Source organism: Neotamlana nanhaiensis (assembly GCF_000943555.1).
Classification (GTDB): Bacteria; Bacteroidota; Bacteroidia; order Flavobacteriales; family Flavobacteriaceae; genus Neotamlana; species Neotamlana nanhaiensis.
The window spans coordinates 688583-712817 of sequence record NZ_JTDV01000001.1; the positions used below are offsets into that span (position 1 = coordinate 688583).

Sequence of the window (24235 nt, forward strand, 5' to 3'; positions counted from 1 at the left end):
ATTTTTTTAGAAATCAAGTTTTAAACCTAAATTATAAACCGCTTGAATAGGATATCCTAAGCCATTACCACCCATTTCTGGATCCCATAATTTAAATTTACTCCACACTGCTAAGTTATTACCACTAAAGTATAATCTTGCTGCTTGTAAACCGACTTTGCTTATAAGCGCATCTGGGAAATTATAGCCCGCCTCAATAGTCTTTAATCTTAAGAAAGAACCATCGCGCATCCACCAAGTAGACCGAACATTATTATTCTCAATAGGCGTATCACTTAAACGAGGCCAAAAGGCATAAGAATCTCTATTAGCTTCAGACCAGTGACTATCGGCAATAACTTGTAATAAACCGTTTTGACCTAAACCGTCAGCCACACGTGCACCACTTCCATTTACTATATAACCAGTAACAAAAGGCGATATATTATTTGAATCTATAAAGAATGATGTGCGAGCAGCACCTTGGAAAAAGATACTAAAATCGAAATTTTTATACCCTACAGTACCACCAAAACCATAAACAATTTCTGGAACAGTTGGATAACCAATTGGTACCATATCGTTTTCATTAATTTCGCCATCACCATTTACATCGCGATATTTAATATCACCTCCAGTATATTCTCCAAATTGTCTTGGTGAATTTAAAGTCTCTTCATGGTCAACAAATAAACGTTCAGCAATATACCCATAGGCTTGTGCAGCACTATTACCAATTGCAGAACGGTGAGCTAGTTCATCTGGATAAGAAACTTCATCCTTTTTAAGTATTTCACTGGTAGCATAAGTAAAGTTACCTCGTAATTGCGTGTACCAATCTTGATTGAAAGACTTATTAAACTCTAAAGTTGCATCGAGACCTTTACTTTCCATTTCACCAAAATTTGTTTGCGGTGTAGCCGTTAACCCTAAGGTTGAGCCAATGTTTGATCGAGTCTCTAATATATTCGTTCTTTTTTGTTTAAAGGCATCAACTATTAACGTTAATGAATTAAAAAACTCAAGATCTACACCAACGTTGGTTTGTTTAGATTCTTCCCAACCAATATTCGGGTTAGCATATCTTGACGTAAATACACCTGGTCTGTAATATCCAAATTGCTCTCCAAACACAGACCCATACGTACCGTTATTTAAATTTACTGTAGATAAATAAAAGAAACGGTCGTTAACATCTCCAATAGCATCATTACCTACTAAACCATGAGTTAAACGTAATTTAAAATCGGTTACGACATCTTTTAACCCACTCCAATAATTTTCGTTAGATATGCGATACGCTAAACCAAGCGATGGGAAATACCCATAACGCTTACCTTGTGCAAAGCGCTCAGAACCGTTATAACCGAAGTTAAACTCGAACATGTAAGTATCGTCGTAACCATAAGTTAAACGCCCTGAGAAACTATGGTTTCTTTGTGGTAACGATGATTGAACGTTACCTGCATTTCCTTGTTCGTAACTAGATAACACATTAACTAACATACCAGTTACAGCATGCTTTTCGTTAAATGTACGGTTATAATTTAAAGAGGTTTGTAACCAAATACGAGAATCTAAATTTTTAGCACCCTCACTATAATTAAGATATTCTGTTCCAGGAAGACCAATGCTTCCTTGACCTCCATCATTTAAAACCCCAATATTTAAATCGCCCGTAGATGGATTTATATAACCTTGATAGTAAAATGGGTTATATTGTCTTGATACTGCATAATACGAATAACGACGCACATAGCCCATAACATTAGCATCCAAACCTTCAGTAACCATATCCAAATCCTGTTTCAAATCTATTTGGGCTTGAATGGTTGAGGCCTTACTCGTTTGATAACCTCTTACCATTTCTGCATAAGGGTTAACCAAAATATCACCTCCTAAAGTTCCACTAACTCTAGCTTGAGCACTACCAAACAATGGGTGATCGATAAAAGGTAAATAACTAGTAGGATAACGTTTCGGGAACATTACTGGGTTAGATCTTAACGCTATTTGGAATAAGCGTGAACCACCACCAACTGGCCCTGTATAATCATCAAACTGACCGTACACACGAAAAATTGCTTTTGTAGTTTCAGTTAGATTTAAATCTAAGTTAGAACGTATAGAATAATTACGAAGTTTAATATTACTATTAAAGTTATTTAATGGGTCTACATCAAGCACACCATTATCAACATTATACGTTCCAGAAATATAATATTTTGCCTTTTCTCCACCACCTTGTGCACTTATGGTATGATTTTGGTTAATGGTGTAATCTTTAATCATTTCATCAATCCAGTTATTACTTGGATATAACAACGGGTCGTCACCAATTGATGTTCTATAAATTTTATTTTGATTATAAGGCACCGATGCGGCTGGTGTTCTGGTAAGAACCGCTTCGTTTGCCAAATTCATATATGTTAAATTGTCGGCCAATTGGTAGTTTCTGGTATTGGTAGACATACGTGATTCGGTACGAAACGCAAATTTTGTTTTACCCGCTTTACCCATTTTAGTATTAATAAGTACCACACCATTTGCACCACGTGCACCATATACAGCAGCTGCAGCAGCATCTTTTAATACCGAAAAACTTTCAATATCATCAGGTTGTAAACGCGCCATATCGGTAACGCTTGATTCTATACCATCAATTAAAATTAAAGGATCTACTTTACCAGAACCAAACGATCCTAAACCACGAATAAGGAAATCGGAGTTATCGGCACCTGGTTCACCACTACGCTGAAACGCAACCATACCTGCAACTCTACCAGCTAGCATGTTGGTTAAGTTATTGGTTGGCCCTTTTATTTCGCTAGGGCTAATTGAAGTAATTGAACTTACTAAGCTTTGCTTTTTCTGAGTACCAAAACCTACAACCACTACCTCATCTAAGGCTTCTTGACTTTCGTTAAGTATGATTGTAAATACCGATTTACTTCCAATTGTTACTTCTTGATCTTCGAAACCTACGTACGATACTACCAATACTTTGGCATTGTCGTCGATTTCTAATTTAAATTCACCATCAAAATCGGTCATAATACCATTTGATGTTCCCTTTACCAGTACGTTAGCACCTGGTAAAACCATACCTCCTGTATCTTTTACTACACCAGTAATAACACGCTGTTGCGGCGTGCTCTCTATATCAGAATCGTTAAAAGCGTGTATATTTAAAGTGAGAATACTTATAAAAAGTGCTAAAACATATTTACACCTCACACTAAATGTAACAGACGATAAACTTTTTTTCATGTTAGTTAGTTTTATCATATTTAGTTAATTTTCTTTTGTTAATTAATGCAACAATAGTTTTTTGCTGCAAGTTTGTTAGTTAAGTCTTTGTTTTTTAATTCATTTGTTTGCTTGTTTTTAAATTTAGTTTAGTAATTGTTAAAGTTATTTTGTTTATTAAGTAATTCTATTTTAAAGGTAAAGCTGTAGGTGTCATTTTCTAAACGATATTGCCTGTGCGGATAAGCCCCCCAACTGTTATCGCCACCAACACCTCGTTGTTTTAAATCGATGTGCAAATAAATTTTATCTGTTTCAACTTTAATATCTGTTGGATGTGTTTGGGTTTTGTATTTGCCCCCATCTAACGCTTCGGTTGGCATATTTAAAGCACTAAAACCTAGTGGTTGATTTCCGGTAATCAATACTCCTGAATTGTTTTTATTTTGAAGGGTTAACCAACGTACATCGGTTTTATAACCTGACTCTTGAGGACGAATATATTCCCAAGTAAATTGATTTTTAACAGCATCGTTATAAATACCTAAAAATGAAGCCGTGTTTCTATCGGAATAATTTTCCCAAGGCCCGCGACCGTAATACGATAAATCACTATAATCGCCTTTTACTACCATGCGCATACCAAAACGTGGTAATTCTGGCATGTCTTTTCCTTCCATATTGATACTTGCCGTTACCGAAATAGTGCCATTACTATTTATTAAATAAGTAACAGTATAAGGTACTTTTTTATCGGTTAACTCGTATGAAACGTTAATAGGCAAACCACCATCGGTTTTTTTACCTACTTCAATAGTTGTAATGTTTAAATCTTTATGAGCGTTTTTCCAAACACCTAAACGCTCTGGCATTTTGTTACCGTAATCGTTATCGGTTGGTGCGCGCCAGAAATAAGGTTCTGGAAAAGCTAAAAAGGTATTATCTGAATCGTTAAGTGAATTAAATGATTCTAATTGTCCTGTTTTTAAATTAAAAACACCTTCGGTTTTAGCGGTTGTAAAATATAGCTTATCACCTTTTTTACTATGTTTCAATTTACCTTTGCTGTCTTCCGAGGCATCGAAAAACGAACCTGAATTAAGCTGAAACTCTTCTCTTGCTAATTCGTGATTTGCAGGAATTAATGTTGTTGCTGTTTTTGTATATCCAAAAACATTTAAATAATATTCTTTTGATGCATTAACCTCTGGAATTTCTAATTTTATAGTTGTTTCTTCTCCTGGATTAATATCAGAAGTAAAAGTTTCTGTTTTAATTATTTTACCATTTTCAAGTACTTGCCATTTAAATTCAAAATTACTTAAACTTGAAAAATTGTAATTATTCTTCAACGTTAAAACATTATCCTTTAAGCTAAAAGCTACATTTTGAAACACTTTTTTAACCTCTTGAAGTCCAGGATGTGGTGTTCTATCGGCACTTACTAAACCGTTAGCACAGAAATTTTGATCGTTTTGTAATTTTTCACCACCTAAATCGCCTCCATAAGCCCAAAATATTCTACCATCTTCGGTTTCGGTTTTTAAACCTTGATCTACCCAATCCCAAATAAAGCCTCCTTGCATTTTTTTGTTGGTGTTCATGATGTCACGGTATTCCTGAAAATTACCATTACTATTTCCCATAGCATGCGAGTACTCACACATAATAAATGGTCGGGTTTTGGTCTCATCTTTAGCATATTCTGCCATATATTTTATACCTGGATACATTGGTGCAACCACATCGGTATTTGGGTTTTCTGCGGCTTGCTCAAATTGTACGTAGCGTGTTTTATCTTGATCTTTAAGCCATTTATAAGCATCGTAAAACACAGGACCATTACCACACTCATTACCCATAGACCATAATATAATTGCCGTATGGTTTTTGTTTTGCTGGAACATGCGTTTGATACGATCTAAATGTGCAGGCGCCCATTCAGGCAAATAAGCAGGATGCTTTTTACTATCGAACCAACCTTGCTTTTCAGCACCCATGGCGTGAGTTTCAATATTTGCTTCGTCAACCACATACATACCATACTCGTCACATAATGTATATAAATATGGATCGTGCGGATAATGACTCATGCGTATCGCATTAATGTTATTTTGCTTCATTATTTTAATATCTTGAAGCATAGTTTCTCTATCTGGTGTATGGCCTTTTACACCATGATGTTCGTGTAAATTCACTCCATTGACCATAAGTGGTTGGCCGTTAACCATAAGTTGAGAATCTTTTATTTCAACTTTTCTAAATCCTATTTTTTTAGAAACAACTTGGGTATTCTTTTTATCTTTTAACGTTAAAACAAAGCGGTATAAATAAGGATTTTCACCACTCCATTTGGTTACATTATTAATTACAGTATTAAAATTAATGGTTACATCTTTAGATTTTACCTCTTTTTCTTCTTTAAAAACGTTCTTTCCTTCAGCATTTAAAAGACATAATTCTAAAGTTTGCTTTTTAGGCGATTTGCCTTCAAATTGTTTTAAATCGACATTGATATTAAAAATTCCATCGATATATGTTTCGTCTAAATTAGCAGTAACGAAATAATCCCAAATTGTTTTTTTAGGAGTCGCATGTAAATATACATCACGTTCTAATCCGCTTAAGCGCCAAAAATCTTGATCTTCTAGATAACTACCATCATGCCAACGCGTAATTTGCACTGCGATTAAGTTTTCACCTGGCTTTACAACACTAGTAATATTGAATTCGGCAGCTGTTTTTGATGCTTTACTCATACCAACTTCGCTACCGTTTACAAAAATTCTAGCATACCCTGCTATGGAACCAAAGTTTACAAATATTTCTTCATCCTTCCATTCCTCGGAAATCGTAAAGGTTTTACGATAACTTGCAACAGGATTATAATCGCCGTCAATATATGGCGGATTTTTAGGATGCGGATAGGTAACATTGGTATAGATAGGCGTATCGAAACCTTGTAATTCCCAGTTTGATGGAACTTCAATAGTATCCCAACCAGTATCATTTAAATTAGTAAGATAAAAATCTTGCGGACGTTGGTCTGGGTGCTTTACAATGTTAAATGACCATTCACCATTTAAACTTTTAAAGTATTTTGAATCTTCAGGATGATTTGTTTTTGCTAAAGCCTCAGATTGATACAGAATAAAAGAAGCTCTTCCTTCTACTTTATTTCTCTCAACAATATTAGGATTTTCCCATTCATTATTACTTTGCGCAATAATTAATGAGGCACACAATATTAATACTGATGTTAAAAAAGTTTTGGTCATTATTTAGTTTTAATAGTTAGTTTCTAAAGTGTTAAATTTACACTTGTAGAATATTTTCAAATTTCAACAAACAGTCAATTTTTCAAGGGGTACAAATTGACATTTTTAGAGATACAAAATGTGCAAATCTTAAAATTTTAACGGTTTTTACTAGACTTTACTAGGCTTTACTAGGCTTTACTAGGCTTTACTAGGCTTTACTAGGCTTTACTAGGCTTTACAAAGATTTGATTATCTCCTAACTAAAAACAAAAATTTTAAAACTGACATTTTAATTTATATACAAAGAGACAGTGTTAATCTAAAAAACGATACATTTCTGATGCTGCCAAAAGAAAGGCTCCAACACCAAAATCGGCAGTAGAATTCACGTCAACCACCTGACCAGGAATGGCTTTTTCTCCAATAGGCTGCACATACCCTACCGCACCATTTTCTTGAAGTGCTACTGTAGTTAAATATTCCCATGATTTCTTTACCACGGGCAAATAAGTAGCTGTATCTAGAATATCGTTATTAATACCCCACAAATAACCATAAGTAAAAAAGGCTGTACCACTGGTTTCAGGTCCTGGTGCATGTTCGGCATCGAGAATACTGCGTGTCCAATACCCTTCGGCTTGCTGTGAGTTCGCTAAAGCTTCGGCCATTTTTTTATAACGTGTTATGTATTTCTCTTTTTGCTCTCCATCAGGTAAATCTTGAATAATTTTGGCATAACCTGCAAACACCCAACCATCGCCACGTGCCCAAAAGTCCTTTTTTCCATTAGCGCTTTTATGTTTAGGGTACACGTATTTTGCATCGCGGTAGTATAATTGCGCATCGGCATCGTACATAATACTATTGGCATATTCTAAATATTCATCAAGTTTTTGCAAATACATGTCGTTACCTGTAACATTGTAAAGCTTAGTCATTACTGGCATAACCATGTATAAGCCATCTGCCCACCACCAATAATCGTTTTTATTGGTGCTCATTTCGTATTCCATAACTTCAAGGGCCCGAGCTATTTTACTTTCATCGTTTGCTCCTGTAAAATTGTATAAATCAACGTAAGTTTGAAAACATATTTGCCAATCGCCAAACAGTACAAAATCATCGCTTTCACCATAGCTATATCGCCATTTGGATTTATCGGTTCCTTTAGCGCCCATCCATTGATTATGGTTTGCCCAATCTAATGAGTACTGTAGAAAAGCATCATTTTTTGTAACTTTATAAGCTTCCATATTTCCTGTATGATATGCCGAAACATGCCAAAATGCATTACCTGGTTTAGCATGTGTATTTTGCCAATGATTATTCACTTTATTTATAATGCCAATAACATCTGCTTTGAAATGTTCTATTTTCGCCGTTTTTATATAATTCTGACTGCTTTTGCAACTCGATAAAATTAGGATAAGAAATAGACAGCTATATTTTAAAGACTTCATTTTGATTTATTTTGTAATTAGTTGATTGATTTTTGATACACTTAAAATTTCTACTGGTGAGGATTGATTTTCCGCCAAACCTTCACCATCAATTTGAGTGACGTTTTGAACAAAAATATTCAATATTTTTTTTGATTGCCATAAAGCAGCATCGTAATTAGGTTCCCATTGCCCCAACGAGGTTTTTGTTAAATCGGTAATTTTCCAAGATGGTTTGTTTAATAATGATTGTGCCAGCGAAACTTTGTTTTGGCGTTCTTCATCTCTAAAAATAACTGTTATAAGTTTATCATCTTTTAAATCTTCCACCAAAATTGAAGGTCTGGAAATAGGAATACGTTTTGTACCTCCACCACCAAGTGAAAAACTTTGAGTTCTAAAACCTGTGTTTAGGGTTCTCCAAATATTATTCTCTAAATAAACAATTTGGTACTGCGGAATTTTGGCAGCATCATTCCAGTAATTAACGATATACGGATTTCCAACGCCATCAACCGTCATAGAGGTTTGATTTATTAAGTTTGAATTTTGAGGAATTTTACAAGCATATTCGGCAGAATTTAATTTTATTGGTAATTCATAGGAATGTCCTTTTGAATTTTCCCAAGTTAAACCGCCATCATTCGAACGTGCATAAGCTATATCATGATTAGTTTCAACACCCCAAGTTTCGCGCCAAACCCATGACACATGCAGTGTTCCTTTATTATCTACACATGCTTGCCAGTAAGCACTTCGCTTGTTTTCACCATCAATTAAATTACTGTGTAGTTGCGTCCACTTTTCTGACTTCAAGTTGTAACTATTAACAACCATATTACCTCTTCCCGATTCGCCCGATCGGTACAAAAACAATAAATTTCCTTTAGGTAAACTGTGAAATTCTGGGTAGGTTACTTTATCTTCTTGTAATCCTGTCATTGGCATTTCATCACCTAAATTTAGTGCCATTGGCTGTACACTTTTGGCATAACGTAAGCGGGTGTTATGATGATCCCAACTTACGTGTAAAAATCCGTCACCATCAATTACAATACTTATGCTGTTATGAGCATCGTTAGTATTGCCTTTATACTGCGTTTGGTGTATTTCCCAATTTTTTGAATTTTGCTTACGCTTAGCTAAAACTAAAAATTTATCAGGATTATAATAGGCTGTAAACTGATAACCGTTGAAACTGGTTATAGCGTTTTTCCTGAATTTTACTGTGTTTACAGAATTATTTCCCCAACCTAAACCTACCGTTGTTTGCGTGATTTTTTGCGAACATGCACTAAAAATTATTAAACAAACTAAAAATGCAATGGCTTTAAATGAATTATTTAAATACAAATTATAAATTATTTACGAAACAAATATCTTGGTTTCAATTTAAATTCACGGGGGACAAATTGTCCATTAAACGGCCTTAAACGGTTTTATTTTTTGATAATTTTGATGGCAAATAGTTAAATTGTTCTTTAAACAACTTCCTAAAATATTTCACGTTTTTAAAACCAACCTCGTATGAAGCTTGAGCGATAGTGTAATTACCGCTTCTAATAAGTTCTGCCGCCTTATCGATTTTTACTTTTCGGATGTATTGATTAATATTAAGTCCCGTAATAGCTTTTAACTTTCTAAATAAAGATGTACGGCTCATACCCATTTGCGTTGATACTAATTTTACATCGACTTTTTCTAAATCAAGGTACTCTAAAATTACAGCCTCTAATTTTATTAAAAACTCTTTTTCTTGCTGGATTAAGCCATTATTTGTTATGGGCGTAATCGCGCTATTTTTATTTAAAAAGTAATTGCGTAATTGTGTTCTGTTTTCAAGTATATTTTGTATTCTAGCTTGTAAAATTTTGCCACTAAATGGTTTGGTAATATAATCGTCGGCACCATACATGTAGCCTTCTTCAATACTTTCGGTATTTCCTTTAGCTGTTAAAAGTATAATTGGAATATGCGTGGTTTCAATATTTTCTTTTAATTTATTACACAACTCTAAACCATTCATTTTAGGCATCATAACATCCGAGATTATTAAATCCGGAATATACTGCATTGCTTTTTGCACTCCTTCTTCTCCATCATTGGCATAAATTAAATCGTGTTGTCCATCGAGCAGAGTATCTAAATAACTTAAAATATCGGGGTTATCATCAACCAATAAAATAAGCTGCTTTTTGTCGTTTAAATTTAAGTTAGGATTAGTTGGTTTATTTGGCTCAACATCGGCTATTAGTTCCGTTTTTTCGAGCGTATCTAAACGCGCCTGTTTCGTATTTTCGCCATCAATAATAACATTATTAAACAAGCTTTTATCTCTTGGAATGGTTACTAAAAATGTACTTCCCTTTTTAAGTTCACTTTTAATATTTATGGTGCCCATGTGCAACTCGGTAAAGTTTTTAGATAAAGCTAAACCAATACCTAATCCATTTTTACTATTGGTTGATGGCGATTGGTAATAACGCTCAAAAATAAGTTCTAAATCGCTTTCGCTTATTCCATAGCCAGTATCTTTAACTTTAATCGTAAAGGCATTTTCATTATAGTCCAAACTCAGCTTTATTTTACCATTATCTGGCGTGTATTTAAAAGCATTTGACAGCAAATTATTGACTATAATGTGCATTTTTTCTAAATCGAACCAAGCATAAAAGTTCTCGTCTGGTAATTTAAATGAGAGCGTAATACCTCGTTTTTTTGCTAACGGAAAATAATTATTTACCCATTGCTCTAACAACTCGGTTAAGTTGTGATTTTCTATACGTAATTTACTTAAACCTAAATTAGATTTTCTAAACTCCAACAATCTGTTAATGGATTGTAATAGCTGATTAGCATTTTTTTGAATAAGCTGTAAACTTTTTTTATGTTTTAACAAGGTAATTTCGCTTAATAAATCTTCTAACGGTGCAAGAATAAGTGTTAATGGCGTTTTTAATTCGTGCGAAAAACTGGTAAAAAAACGGATGCGCTCTTCGTTAAAATTATGTTCTAATTGACGCTGTTTTTTCTCGAAAGACAACGAATTTAATAGTGTAATACGTTCGGCTAAATATTTTAGTATGGCGTATAACAACAATGATGAAACCACTAAGTATATTAAATAAGCCCAAAGTGTTTTCCAAAATGGCGGATTTACAGTGATGTTTAACTTTTTTATAATTTCATCGCCCGATCCAAATTTCGCTTTTACATTTAAAACGTACTTACCATGTGGCATATTAATTAAATTCACTTTTCCAGTACCATCGGTATCTACCCATTGGTCTTGATAACCATCAATTTTATAGGCGTATTTTGTGTTTTTTACAAACGGATATTTTAAGCTCACATAATCTAACGAAAAGAATGTTTGATGATAATCTAAAGCAATGTGATCTTGAAATTGTATTGAATTATTTAAAATAACATTATCGTTAAAGCTTTCATTTACCTGAACTTCTTTATTTAAAACTTCTAATTTTTCAATAACAATAGGATGCTTTTCCGCTTCAATTTTAAGCTTTTCAGGATTAAAAACATTTAAGCCTTTGTCGCCTCCAAAATATAAGACTCCGGAATTTGTAATTAAACTAGAGCCAATATTAAACTTACCCTGTTGAATGTTGGTATACGTATTAAGGTTGTAAATTGTATTGCTTGAAGGATCGAAATTACTAATACCACGATGCGTACCTAACCAAATACTAGTGGCATCTTCTAACACCATACTACACACTGTATTATTGCTTAAACCATCTGCTTCTGTAAAAGCCTTAACGGTATTTTGTACAGGGTTTAAAAGCAACAAACCCTCGTTTAATGTGCCTGCCAAAACATTGCCACTTGACAAAGCCAGAATGCTGTAAATAAGGTTTGTTTTAAACGTACTAATATTGGATGTGTTATAAAAAAACGTTTCGTTAGTAGTTGGGTTATACTTTAAAATACCATTACCGTAAGTTGCCATCCAAAAATAGCCTTTATCGTCTTCACTAATATCTCTAACATCAATTTTACCTAGTACATTTACAAACGAGAAAGTATCTGTGCTTTCATTGTATTTGTATAATCCGCCACGGTTTGTACCAACCCAAATAGTTCCTTTTGCATCTTCAAAAATAACACGAACATCGCTTCCTTCAGTAATATCTCCTTGAAGATAATGCTTACAACGACCTGTTTTTATGTCCATTTTATTTAAACCTCCTTGATAGGTGCCTACCCAAAGGCGGTTTTTACTATCTTCTAACAGTGAAATAATGTAGTCGTTACTTAAACTTTTGGCATCGTTAGCATGGTGCACAAAATGCTTAATTGTTCCTGTTTTAGGGTTTAGTAAATCTAATCCAGCGCCATCGGTACCAATCCAAATATTTTGGTTGAAACTTTCGGTTAAAGCACCAACCCGATCATGACCTATACTTTCCTTTTTTGAACTGTTTTTTCGAAGTAATTTTATAGGTTCACCATTAGGATTTACATAGTTTAGGCCTGTACTAGTGCCAATCCACATATTGTTATCCCAATCTAGTTTTAATGCTAAAACCGTTCTGTTAAACACACTGGAGCCATCGTCTTGTGGTAAATACCATTGTGTTTTTATGGTATTACTATTTAAAAAACTGCTGGTATTTAAAATGTTTAAACCGCCATTTCTGGTACCAATCCACATTTGGTTATTGTTATCTTCCTCAAAACACAACACATTATTATCGCTTAAACCTACACCTTCGGTATTAGATTTTTTAATATTTAAAGTGTCGCCATGCGTGGTAAACACATGCACGCCTTCGTTACTACCAATCCAAAGATTATTTTGCTTATCGGTATAAAGTTGATTTATTCTTAAATTTAAATGATTTTGAATTGGTACCCGATTAACCTTCTTAGTGTTTAAATTGATTTTGTTTAAACCATGTTTTTCTGTTCCCACCCAAACCACAGAATCGTTTTGATGAAGCACCGATAACACTTGGTTAGACGATAAGGTTTCTGGGTTATTTGGGCTATGTTCAAATAAATTAGTATCACCCTGATTATATGACACTTGCACACCGTAATTGTAAACACCTAAAATAAGATTAGAGGTACTTTTTGAAAAAGAGCTTACATTATTACTACCAAGCAAGCCATTACTGGTGTTTAAAAACTGAAATGTTTCTTGTTTAAAATCGTAAATGTTTAAACCTTCGTTGGTGGCAATATACAGCTGATGCTTATCGACCAACTGAATTTTATGAATAAAATTATCGTTTAATTGATATTTATTTGGGGTATTGCCTTTTTTAAAAACTTTAAACTGTGTACCATCGTATCGGTTTAAACCTTCTGGCGTTCCCACCCAAATAAAACCTAAGCTATCCTGCTCAATACTATTTATTCCGTTGTTTGATAGTCCTAACTCAACATCTAGTAAATAAAAAGTAAGTTCATCTTCCACCGCGCGGTGTTGTGAGGACTTGTTTTGTGCTCCTAAAAGTGAAACACAGGCAAAACAAACCAAAAACCAAACTTTTTTAATACCTGTTGAGAGAATCATAAATCATTATTTTGAAGCAAAAGCCTTTACATCCTGTTGGCTAACCTCTGCGCCTCCTAAAATAATTAAACGTTCTACTACATTTCGTAACTCACGAATATTTCCTGTCCAATCGTAATCTTGTAGTAATTTTATAGCCTTATCTGAAAATGTTTTTTTAGCTGTACCTTGTTCTGAAGCTATTTTATCTGAAAAATGATTCACTAATAACGGAATATCTTCACGCCTATCGTTTAAAGCCGGTACTTTAATTAAAATAACCGCTAAACGATGGTATAAATCTTCACGAAACTTGCCATCTTCAATTTCTTTTTTGAGGTTTTTATTGGTAGCTGCTACCACGCGTACATCAACTTTGATATCTTTATCGCTACCAACACGTTGAATACGACTTTCTTGTAACGCTCGTAATACTTTGGCTTGAGCCGATAGACTCATGTCTCCAATTTCATCTAAAAAAATAGTACCGCCATTGGCTGCTTCAAATTTACCTGCACGATCTTTATTCGCACTTGTAAATGCGCCCTTAACATGACCGAACAATTCACTTTCAATTAATTCTGATGGGATTGCGGCACAATTCACCTCTATCATCGGGCCTTTTGCACGCTCACTTTTTTCGTGTAACCAATGCGCAACCAATTCTTTTCCTGTTCCATTTGGGCCAGTAATTAGCACGCGTGCATCGGTTGGTGCTACTTTGTCAATCATATCTTTTATTTGAGCAATTGCAACACTATCACCTATCATTTCGTACTTTTTGCTTACTTTTTTCTTTAGAATTTTGTTTTCTACAACCAACTCTTTTCTATCTAAAGCATTGCGTACGGTGTTTAATAATCGGTTTAAATCTGGCGGTTTTGATATATAATCGAAAGCTCCCATGCGCATGGTGTTTACAGCGGTATCTAAATCGCCATGACCAGAAATCATTACAAAAGGAATTTCTGGTTTTATTTTTTTAGTAGCTTCAAGTACCTCAACACCATCCATTTTTGGCATTTTAATGTCACACAACACCAAATCGAAATCGTCATTCTTAATTTTTTCAATACCCGAAAGACCGTCTTCTGCTTCATCTACTTTATAGGTATCATTTTCTTCAGAAAGTATTTTAACCAATACACGACGTATTGCAGCTTCATCTTCTATTACTAATATTTTTGACATATTTTATTTATTTATAATATGAATATCTCTTTGCGGGAACGGTATACTTATGTTATGTTCTCTAAAAAGTTTATCAATTTCAAATCGGATATCACTTTTAGGAAAAGTGGCCTTAAAACTATCGTTTAAAGTAAACACAATTTTAAAATTTAGTGAGCTATCACCAAAATCGGTAAAAATAACAGTAGGTTCTGGTTCGCTTAACACATCTGGATGCGTGCTTGCCGCTTGTATTAACAACCTTCTCACGAGTTGTACATCACTTCCGTAAGCGACACCAACATTAACCGATTCTCGTGTGGTTGTGCCATTTTGCGTCCAATTAAACAAACTGTTTTCTAAATACAAATGGTTTGGTATTACCAGTACTTTATTATCGATGGTTACCGCTCTAGTGGTTCGTAGTTTTATTTCTTCAACACGACCTACTTTACCATCAATTTCAATAATATCACCTACATGAACACTTTGGTCTATTAATATAAACACCCCAGAAATGATATCTTGAAACAAGGTTTGTAAAGCCAAACCAATACCTATTAATAAGGCCGCCGATGCTGCAAAAACTGCGGTAACATTTACCCCAACGGAGTGCAAGGTTATTAATAAAATAATGAGGTAAACGAGCCACCTAAAATACCCATAAACAACATTAAATTTAAGTTTATCATTCTCGGGAAGATTGCGCGTAATAACCTTTAATGCTATTCGCAAAAAAATGGTTGTTATAAAAATAGCGGTTGTTACAATAATAAAATCAAGAATAGAAACGCTGATTTTTTCAGTGAAATCAATATGAAGATTCAGAAAGTTTTTAATGCTTTCCCAAAGATTACTATTAGTAATACTTTCTTCTATTTTATTTAATTCTTGAGTCATATTAATATTTAATCCACTTTATAAGTTCTTTATAACTTGGCTTTTTACCATACATTAAAATACCTACACGATAAATTTTAGCGGCAAACCAAACCGTAAACATAAATGTAGCCAATAAAATTACTAAGGAAATTAATTGTTGCCAAATAGGCACACCAAAAGGTATACGCATAAGCATAACCACTGGTGATGTTAATGGAATATACGAAAAAACCGTTGATACAGTTCCATGCGGATCTTCAATTACTGTAAAAACACCAATATAAACCGCTAAAATTAATGGCATAATAATAGGTAGCATAAATTGTTGGGTATCGGTTTCGTTATCTACGGCAGCACCAATGGCGGCATAAAGCGAACTATATAACAAATAACCGCCCACAAAAAACAAGATAAATGCAACAATTAAATTGGCTATTGGTAAATGGTAAAATGCCTCTATAATATTTTGAACTTGGGCATTAATTTCTGGAGTCGCAACAGCTTGCTCTACCATTTGTTGCTGTGGTGTTTGTACATTAATACCAAACACTACCGATACAACTGTTAACAAGATACCGCCTAAAATTAACCAAATTACAAATTGCGTAATTCCTGCTAACGAGGTGCCAATTATTTTTCCAAGCATCAACTGAATGGGTTTTACTGAAGAAATTATAACTTCAATAATACGACTAGTTTTTTCTTCAATAACACTGCGCATAATCATGTTACCATAAATAATGATAAACATAAATAATAAATACCCTGCTGCGCCACCAAAAATAAGCTTTACAACACTATCAATTTTTGAAGTTTTCTCGCCTGCAAAACTTTCTTGTCCTAAATTAATTCTTACTCGTGCGGCATTTATCATATCGACATTTACACCTTTATCATAAAGATTTTTAGCCGTAAATGCTTCCTCTAATTTACTTTCGATATTTGAAATTAAACTTAATGATGGCGACTCTTCGGAATAAAATTTTATATGATTTGATGCATCTTCTATTTTACTAAATTGTTCTATATGAAGCAAGCCGTACATCTCCGCTTCTTCGGTTAATTTTTTAGCATCGTTTAATGACATTCCTGACAATAGATTATAAGTTGTATTATCGGAATTTTTGAAACTATCTTGTACTAAACCTGACTCGTCTAACACCGAAATAACTCTAACCTTATCGTTATTAATTTGCGACAAATAGGCCACAACCAATACTAAAACTATCATGATTACTGGACTTAATATAGACATGATAATGAAGGCTTTGTTTCTCACCTTATTTAAATATTCGCGCTTTATTATAAGTGGTAAATGGTTCATTTAGCTATTATTCTTTACGGTTTGAATAAAAATATCGTTTACACTTGGTATTACTTCTACAAAATGCGATACTTCGGCTTTGGTGGTTAAAAAACTCAACAAATCGTTTGGTTTATGGTTCTCGCTAAGCTTTATATTTAGCTTTAACTCATCATCTAAAGTTTTAAAATAAGCTTTAGAAACGGAAAACTTATCCGCTAGTTCTTGTTCTAAGGCTAAGCTATTTTCGGTTCTTAAACCAACCTCGAACGTATTACTTTTATATTGGCGCTTTACTTCGGTAAGTTTACCGTCAAGTATTTTATTCGATTTGTTAATTAAGGCAATATCGTCGCATAATTCTTCTACCGATTCCATTCTGTGTGTTGAAAAAATCACGGTAGCACCTTGGTCTCGCAAATGTAAAATCTCGTCTTTTATTAAGTTCGCATTTATAGGATCGAAGCCCGAAAAAGGCTCATCGAAAATTAACAATTTAGGTTCATGCAACACGGTTACTACAAACTGTACCTTTTGCGCCATTCCTTTTGATAGCTCTTGAATTTTCTTATTCCACCAATCACCAATTTCTAATCTATCAAACCAATATGTTAAGCGTTTTTTAGCTTCAGCTTTACTTAAACCCTTTAATTGAGCTAAATATAGAGCTTGCTCACCAACCTTCATCGATTTATACAAGCCACGTTCTTCTGGCAAATAGCCAATAGCCTTTATATGCTTTTCTTGAAGTTTTTCTCCGTCTAAAAATACCTCACCAGTATCGGGCATGGTAATTTGATTTATCACCCTTATTAAGGTGGTTTTTCCAGCGCCATTTGGCCCTAACAAACCAAAAATACTGCCTTTTGGTACGGCCAACGATACGTGATTTAACGCGGTAAAAGTTCCAAACTTTTTTGAAACGTTGTTAACTTCTAATAAGTTAGTCATTTATTTACTTTATTTACTTGCGAGCGTAAATATATTAAATGTTAACAGCATAGGTAAGTAAAGAAACGAAAGATATTAGCTATTTGGTATAAAAAACAAAACCCACCCTTAATAAATTAAGGATGGGAAAAAAATTGCTATGAAAAAGAAAAATTATCACTAAATTAATTAGTGATAGTCAAATATAGTTTTTTTTTCGAAACTAAAAGCAAAAGTTTTATAGAACTTTTAACATTTAAAACAATAAATCCGCCAGAATCGAGCGGATTTATAAATTATTTATATAAAATAATGACTTTAATTATCAATTTGAATTGTTTCAAGCTCTTACCATACGACATTAATATTTACAAGTGTTTTAGATACTAATATAAATTCAACGTAACACTAAAAAACAAAGTATCGCATTAAAACAATTCATCCGTATTTAACAAGCTTCTTTAAGAAAACATATCTTTTACTTTCTCGAAAAATGACTTATCCGAACTTTCTGGTTTAGGCTCAAAGTGTTCGTCGGCTAGCATGCCTTCAAAAAATTCTTTTTGCTGTTTATTTAATGTTTTTGGCGTCCAAACATTTACATGCACTAATAAATCGCCCGAACCATAACCGTTAATACTTGGTATACCTTTTCCGCGTAAGCGTAATATTTTCCCCGACTGCACACCTGCTTCAACTTTTATACGCACTTTACCTGTTACAGTATCAATTTCTTTTGATGTACCAAGTACTGCTTCAGGGAAACTTACATATAAATCGTAGTGTAAATTATCGCCTTCACGCTGTAATTTTTCATGTTGCTCTTCTTCTATTACAACAATTAAATCACCCGAAACACCATTTCCTGGCGCTTCATTACCTTTACCAGATACTTTAAGTTGCATACCATCAACCACACCTGCAGGTATTTTAATAGATACAGTTTCTTCTGCAACTTTTAAACCTTGAGCATCGGCATCGTTTGGCTTTTTATCAAGAGTTTGTCCTGCTCCTCCACATACATTACAAGTTGAAGCGGTTTGCATACGACCTAAAATAGTGTTGGCAATTCTTGTAACTTGACCAGTACCGTTACACGTAGAACAGGTTTTATAAGTTACACCAGGTGCTTGAACTTTACGCTTTACTTTCACCTTTTTTTCAACGCCATTAGCAATTTCTTCTAAAGTAAGCTTAACTCGAATTCGTAAATTACTTCCTTTTACTCGACGCTGGCCACCGCCACCGCCAAAGCCTGAAAAACCGCCAAAACCGCCGCCGCCAAAAATATCGCCGAATTGACTGAATATGTCATCCATATTCATACCACCTCCGCCTCCGCCGCCAAAGCCACCTTCGAAGGCTTGATGACCAAATTGGTCGTAACGTGCTTTTTTATCGGCATCGCTTAATACTTCGTAAGCTTCTGCAGCTTCTTTAAATTTAGCTTCAGCTTCTTTATTATCGGGGTTTTTATCGGGGTGAAATTCAATAGCTTTTTTACGATAAGCTTTTTTAATTTCGGCCGCAGTTGCACCTTTACTAATTCCTAATATTTCGTAATAATCTCTTTTCGCCATGTTTTTGGTTTATTGTCCTATTACCACTTTAGGGAAACGAATTACTTTTTCTCCTAGTTTGTAACCTTTTTCAATAACATCTATAATTTTGCCTTTTAAATCGTCGGTTGGCGCAGGAATTTGCGTAACCGCTTCATGATTATCGGCATTAAAGGCCTCGCCTTTTTCAACTGCAATAGCTTTTAAACCTTTTTGCTCAAGGGTATTCACCATTTTTTGGTATATTAAAAACACACCTTTGCGTAATTCTTCGGCTTCTTTATCTTCTTCAATATGTGTTAAAGCGCGCTCAAAATCGTCTAAAATTGGCAACAAAGTTTTCATAACTCCTTCGCTAGCCGTAGAAAACAACTCGATACGCTCTTTCGATGTACGCTTTTTATAATTTTCGAACTCTGCAAACAAGCGTAAAAACTTATTTTTTTCTTCCTGCAGTTCTTCTTGAAGTTTCTCTTCGGCTGTTACTTCTTCAACTTGCTGTTCTTCTGTTTCAACAGTCTCAGCTTCAGCAGTTTTAACAGCTTCATTTTCTAAATCTTCGTTTATATCTTTTTTGCTCATTGCTAAACTTATTTTTTTGTACTAAAATAGGTTGGCAAAAGTACTGCCATTATTATAAAAATGCCATAATGTCATCATAATTTTTTAACAAAACTTTCATTTTTCATATTTCTTAATGATTAAACTCTTTGGTACATTTACGGTTTAACAAAAAACAAACCTAAAAATGAAAAAAAATCTATTAAGCATTTTATTTATTTCAGTTTTAACACTAAGCGTATTTTCTTGTAAAGATAAAGCCAAAGAAGCGACCACTTCTGAAGCTGAAGAAGTTGCAACTGTTGAAGCTACAGCTACACAATATACAGCTAACACCGAAGCCTCTAAAATTGCATGGAAAGGCTTTAAACCTGCTGGCGAACACTATGGAACCATTAGTTTAAAAGAAGGTACAATTAGTACTAAAGATGGTAAAATTACCGCTGGTAGTTTTGTTATTGACATGGCTACAATTGTAGTTGAAGATATTCCTGCTGAAGAAAAAGGAAACGCTAATTTAGTTGGACACTTATCGAATGCTGACTTTTTTGATGTTGAAAAATTCCCAACTGCTATGTTTGAAATTACAGGTGTTGAAGAAGCTGAAGGTAAAACGTTACTTTCTGGAAACCTTACTTTAAAAGAGGCTACTAACAACGTAACTTTCCCTGTTGCTGTAACCACTGAAGGTGACGCCTTAACTTTAGTAAGTGAAACTTTTACTATTGATAGAACAAAATGGAATGTACAATATGGTTCGAAATCGATTTTTGATAATTTAGGAGATAAATTTATTAATGATGATATTGAATTAAAAGTATTATTAAAAGCTTCTAAATAATTTTAAAGGTCTACCTCAAAAATTATAATTAAGACTGGGTTAAATAAATTTAAACTCAGTCTTTTTTTATTAACCAACTCGGTATTAAACCGCAGCCTCATCTTTAAGAAACATACTTTCAATATCCACCATAAATGGTTGATGATAGTAACGTTTGCCTGTTTCTTTATAAAGTGCGTTTGTCAAAGCGCCAATGGCTGGTGCAAATGGTGGTTCACCTAAACCTGTTGGATGTACATCGCTTTCAACAAAGTAAGTTTCAACATCCCAAGGGGCATCGTTGTTTCTAATTAAATGGTAATCGTTGTAGTTTTTTTGTTGCGGCACACCATCTTTTACGGTTAGCATGCTATACAGCGCATGCCCAATACCGTCAACACTACCACCTTCAATCATATTTGCTGCTCCAATAGGGTTAACCACGATACCACAATCGGTGGCACAATATACTTTTTCAATAATGGGTTTATCGTTTTCCATACGTAAATCAACAACATTGGCCACGTAACTGTTATGACAAAAATAGGCTGCTACACCTCTGCTTAATCCTGGTTTAGGTGTTCCCCAATTGGACTTTTCTTTTATCAATTTTAAAACACCTGCGTAACGCTTTGCATCGTAATCATTGCGCTCGCCTACTGGATTTTTTATAGCTCTATCGAAAAGTTCTAATCTAAAATCTATAGGATCTTTCCCTGCTAATTCGGCAACCTCATCTAAGAAGGCTTGCTCTACCGCTCCCATAAAGTTTGATCGTGGCGCACGAAATGCTGCTGTAGTAATATTACTTTCAATGGTCCATGATTCTGCTAAATAATTATCGACTGCTCCCGCTGGGAAACGATTAGCATACAACGGACTTTCAGGAATTCCACCTGCTTTTACATGAAAAGCTATTAAATTATTATTTTCATCTAATCCAGCGCGATAATAAGCATGATACATTGGGCGGTAAGCACCAAACGTCATATCGTCTTCACGTGTGTATATTAATTTTACTGGCTTTTTGATTTTTTTAGAAATTACGGCGGCTTCCAATAGGTAATGCCCAAATAATTTTCTTCCAAAACCACCTCCAATACGCGTCATTTGAATATCAATCTGCTCCAAACTCAACCCAAAACGTTGCGCTACAGATTGCTCCATATATTCAGGTGTTTGAATCGGGCCAATAAGTTCCGCTTTATCATCAGTAACATTCGCATAAAAATTAAGCGGTTCTAACGGACTATGCGCCAAATAAGGTGCGGTATATTCGCGCTCAATCACTTTTGCTGCGTTAGCGAAAGCCTTTTCAGGATTGCCATCTTTACGGGCTTGCCTTGGGTTTTCCTTGCTCAACGCAATCATAGATGCGTATTGCTTATCGGTATTTTCGATTTTCGTAGGCACTTTTTGGTCTGTAGCATTACCTCGAAAACCTTTCACTTTAATTGTATGCTCTTCAAAAGGCATCCATTCTGCATTAATTAGTTTCTTGGCTTTCATAATGCGCCAAGTAGAATCTCCTGTTATAATAATTAACTTTGGAAATGCCGTAATATCAAAATACCCTCGCTCAAAATCTTCGGGATAAGCATCAATAGTAAACACATCGTAAATACCTTTCATGGCTAATGCTTCGGTAGCATCGAAGGATTTTAATTCCATACCAAATGCCGGCGGATGCACAATAGAAGCATACACCATATCATCTCCATAAACATCTAACCCGAACAAGGGTTTTCCTGTTACAATGGATGGCCCATCAACATTAAACTGCGAATTTCTTATTATTTTGAAGTCTTTAATACTCTTAACATCAACTTCTTTTGGAACTTCTATTTTTGAAGCTGCTTCGGCCATTTCACCAAAACCAGCGGATTTGCCACTTGCTGCATGCGAAATAACCCCAGCATCAACTTTTATTGATGATGATGGTACATTCCAAGCTTTAGCGGCAGCTTCAACCAACATATATCTTGCGGTTGCGCCTGCCATCCTTAAGGCATTCCAACTTTGATTGATGGAATTACTACCACCTGCCAACTGTCTTGTAAAAATATCAGTATTCAATGGTGCCTGAACCACTTTTACGTTTTTCCAATTCACATCCAGTTCTTCGGCTACAATCATTGGCATTGATGTTTTTACATTCTGACCAATTTCAGGATTTGGTGAAGCTATGGTTACTGTTCCATCAGTTGCTATTTTTATGTATCCGTTTAAATCGAATGCACTTTCTAAATTCGGATTTTCTTTTGCTAACGCCGAAAACCAACTAAACTGCAACATAAGGCCTGCGCCACCAGCAGCTGACAGTTTTAAAAATGAGCGTCTGTTAAAATGTGTTTTTACTTTTGCCATAATTACATGTCTTTAGCTGCGGTTCGTATTGCTCGGTTTATTCTAGTATAAGTAGCGCAACGGCATAAATTACCATTCATAGCGCGACGGATTTCTTCATCGGTTGGATTAGGATTTTGAGCCAACAACGATGAAGCTGTCATAATTTGTCCTGCTTGACAATAGCCACATTGAGGCACATCATGCTCCAACCATGCTTTTTGCACAGGATGATCACCTTCTTCTGAAAGCCCTTCAATAGTTACAATTTTTTTATCGCCTACGGCACTAATTGGATACGCACATGATCGCACAGCATCGCCATCTAAATGAATGGTGCACACGCCACAATGGGCAATTCCGCAACCGTATTTTGTACCAAGTAAACGCAGATTATCGCGTAACACCCAAAGTATTGGTGTATCTGCATCTACATCGACTTGTTTCGATTCTCCGTTAACATGTATTGTAAATAATGCCATAGCTTTTTGTTTATTTTTTTGAAATCGATTTTTTAATTCGCAGGTGCTACTGCACCGTTATCAATCCACTCGTACCACGCGTCTTTAAACTCGTTGTAAGTTAATGGTGGCAACTCGCGGTTGCCGCCCATTGTCCAACCATTTTTAACCAAAGTATCTTCGGCGTGTACTCTTAATTCCTGTAAATTTTTATGTCCGTTTAGTTTCGGATTTACCAATTGCAGTGCTAATTCTCTTGGCGAACGCCCTTGAAAAACCATTTTCATGTCTGAAGGTGGTAAATGCCATAACGGATTTCCTGGTGGTGTAGATTCACCTGGAACGCCAGTTGAAGCGTGACAGTTGGCACATTTCATAGTAGAAATCCCCATGCCGTCTGGTCCGCGTTGTGGTAACATATTATGAATATGGCTATCGTCGCCTTGTAATGGTATATCACCATTTGGATGGCAATTCATACACCTTGGATGCATTAAAACCGAATAGACTTTTTCAAAGGCCGCCAACGACGCCAAACTATCCTTCTTCGTTATTTTAGAAAGCACCACATACTCGGTACTCGCACTGTTTTTTGATTTACATGAAATTACAAAAACAACCACCAGAATGAGCGCTATAATGTAGCTTGCTAAATGTTTATAATTTTTAAAGGAATTGTGACTATTTGCCATGAATTAATTTTTAGCCTTAAGTTAGGTATTAATACTGTGAAGAAATGTTAATACTTATTATTT

Annotated in this window: 15 protein-coding genes; 1 reads left to right on the top strand and 14 read right to left on the bottom strand. The window is 34.8% G+C overall.

Annotation, left to right across the window (positions count from 1 at the left end):
• Positions 1-6: 6 nt before the first annotated feature.
• The 11 genes from PK35_RS02730 to PK35_RS02780 form a co-directional block, all read right to left on the bottom strand.
• Positions 7-3249: a SusC/RagA family TonB-linked outer membrane protein gene (locus tag PK35_RS02730; protein ID WP_044625080.1), complete on the bottom strand. Its 3243-nt coding sequence runs from the start codon at positions 3247-3249 to the stop codon at positions 7-9.
• A 128-nt stretch (positions 3250-3377) separates the two neighbouring features.
• Positions 3378-6506 (bottom strand): beta-galactosidase, LacZ type, encoded by a 3129-nt coding sequence (gene lacZ / locus PK35_RS02735; protein ID WP_044625081.1) that lies wholly within the window; start codon positions 6504-6506, stop codon positions 3378-3380.
• A gap of 296 nt (positions 6507-6802) precedes the next feature.
• Entirely contained in the window at positions 6803-7948 is a 1146-nt protein-coding gene (locus PK35_RS02740; protein WP_044625082.1) for a glycoside hydrolase family 88/105 protein, read from the bottom strand.
• Positions 7949-7954: 6 nt separating this feature from the next.
• Positions 7955-9280, bottom strand: coding sequence for a BNR repeat-containing protein (locus PK35_RS02745; RefSeq protein WP_044625083.1), 1326 nt, complete (start codon positions 9278-9280; stop codon positions 7955-7957).
• Between the two features lie 76 nt (positions 9281-9356).
• Complete coding sequence (locus PK35_RS02750) at positions 9357-13469, bottom strand: hybrid sensor histidine kinase/response regulator (RefSeq protein WP_044625084.1); 4113 nt, start codon at positions 13467-13469, stop codon at positions 9357-9359.
• Positions 13470-13475: 6 nt separating this feature from the next.
• Positions 13476-14639, bottom strand: a complete 1164-nt coding sequence (locus tag PK35_RS02755; protein ID WP_044625085.1) for a sigma-54-dependent transcriptional regulator — start codon at positions 14637-14639, stop codon at positions 13476-13478.
• A gap of 3 nt (positions 14640-14642) precedes the next feature.
• Entirely contained in the window at positions 14643-15518 is an 876-nt protein-coding gene (locus tag PK35_RS02760; protein ID WP_044625086.1) for a mechanosensitive ion channel family protein, read from the bottom strand.
• A gap of 1 nt (position 15519) precedes the next feature.
• Positions 15520-16824 carry an ABC transporter permease gene (locus PK35_RS02765; protein ID WP_044625087.1) on the bottom strand — a complete coding sequence of 435 codons (1305 nt, stop codon included), beginning with the start codon at positions 16822-16824 and terminating at the stop codon, positions 15520-15522.
• Positions 16825-17754 (bottom strand): ABC transporter ATP-binding protein, encoded by a 930-nt coding sequence (locus tag PK35_RS02770; protein ID WP_044625088.1) that lies wholly within the window; start codon positions 17752-17754, stop codon positions 16825-16827.
• Between the two features lie 440 nt (positions 17755-18194).
• Positions 18195-19313, bottom strand: a complete 1119-nt coding sequence (dnaJ, locus tag PK35_RS02775) for a molecular chaperone DnaJ (RefSeq protein ID WP_044625089.1) — start codon at positions 19311-19313, stop codon at positions 18195-18197.
• Positions 19314-19322: 9 nt separating this feature from the next.
• Positions 19323-19874 carry a nucleotide exchange factor GrpE gene (locus tag PK35_RS02780; RefSeq protein ID WP_044625090.1) on the bottom strand — a complete coding sequence of 184 codons (552 nt, stop codon included), beginning with the start codon at positions 19872-19874 and terminating at the stop codon, positions 19323-19325.
• A gap of 166 nt (positions 19875-20040) precedes the next feature.
• Between PK35_RS02780 and PK35_RS02785 the strand changes: the two genes are divergently transcribed.
• Entirely contained in the window at positions 20041-20694 is a 654-nt protein-coding gene (locus tag PK35_RS02785) for a YceI family protein (RefSeq protein ID WP_044625091.1), read from the top strand.
• Positions 20695-20778: 84 nt separating this feature from the next.
• Here the strand turns inward: PK35_RS02785 and PK35_RS02790 are convergent, their stop codons facing one another.
• The 3 genes from PK35_RS02790 to PK35_RS02800 are packed head-to-tail and all read right to left on the bottom strand — an operon-like array spanning position 20779 to position 24172.
• Positions 20779-23040, bottom strand: coding sequence for a molybdopterin cofactor-binding domain-containing protein (locus tag PK35_RS02790; protein WP_044625092.1), 2262 nt, complete (start codon positions 23038-23040; stop codon positions 20779-20781).
• A gap of 2 nt (positions 23041-23042) precedes the next feature.
• Entirely contained in the window at positions 23043-23501 is a 459-nt protein-coding gene (locus PK35_RS02795) for a (2Fe-2S)-binding protein (protein ID WP_044625093.1), read from the bottom strand.
• 32 nt (positions 23502-23533) lie between these two features.
• A complete protein-coding gene (locus PK35_RS02800) occupies positions 23534-24172 on the bottom strand; it encodes a hypothetical protein (RefSeq protein WP_044625094.1) in 639 nt (212 codons plus the stop codon).
• Positions 24173-24235: the final 63 nt, after the last annotated feature.

Bases quoted from the DNA above. Each gene is read 5' to 3' on its own strand.
- PK35_RS02730 (WP_044625080.1), bottom strand. From the start codon at position 3,249: ATGAAAAAAAGTTTATCGTCTGTTACATTTAGTGTGAGGTGTAAATAT.
- PK35_RS02785 (WP_044625091.1), top strand. From the start codon at position 20,041: ATGAAAAAAAATCTATTAAGCATTTTATTTATTTCAGTTTTAACACTA.
- PK35_RS02740 (WP_044625082.1), bottom strand. From the start codon at position 7,948: ATGAAGTCTTTAAAATATAGCTGTCTATTTCTTATCCTAATTTTATCG.
- PK35_RS02790 (WP_044625092.1), bottom strand. From the start codon at position 23,040: ATGGCAAAAGTAAAAACACATTTTAACAGACGCTCATTTTTAAAACTG.
- PK35_RS02795 (WP_044625093.1), bottom strand. From the start codon at position 23,501: ATGGCATTATTTACAATACATGTTAACGGAGAATCGAAACAAGTCGAT.
- PK35_RS02765 (WP_044625087.1), bottom strand. From the start codon at position 16,824: ATGAACCATTTACCACTTATAATAAAGCGCGAATATTTAAATAAGGTG.
- dnaJ (WP_044625089.1), bottom strand. From the start codon at position 19,313: ATGGCGAAAAGAGATTATTACGAAATATTAGGAATTAGTAAAGGTGCA.
- PK35_RS02780 (WP_044625090.1), bottom strand. From the start codon at position 19,874: ATGAGCAAAAAAGATATAAACGAAGATTTAGAAAATGAAGCTGTTAAA.
- lacZ (WP_044625081.1), bottom strand. From the start codon at position 6,506: ATGACCAAAACTTTTTTAACATCAGTATTAATATTGTGTGCCTCATTA.
- PK35_RS02760 (WP_044625086.1), bottom strand. From the start codon at position 15,518: ATGACTCAAGAATTAAATAAAATAGAAGAAAGTATTACTAATAGTAAT.
- PK35_RS02750 (WP_044625084.1), bottom strand. From the start codon at position 13,469: ATGATTCTCTCAACAGGTATTAAAAAAGTTTGGTTTTTGGTTTGTTTT.
- PK35_RS02770 (WP_044625088.1), bottom strand. From the start codon at position 17,754: ATGACTAACTTATTAGAAGTTAACAACGTTTCAAAAAAGTTTGGAACT.
- PK35_RS02800 (WP_044625094.1), bottom strand. From the start codon at position 24,172: ATGGCAAATAGTCACAATTCCTTTAAAAATTATAAACATTTAGCAAGC.
- PK35_RS02755 (WP_044625085.1), bottom strand. From the start codon at position 14,639: ATGTCAAAAATATTAGTAATAGAAGATGAAGCTGCAATACGTCGTGTA.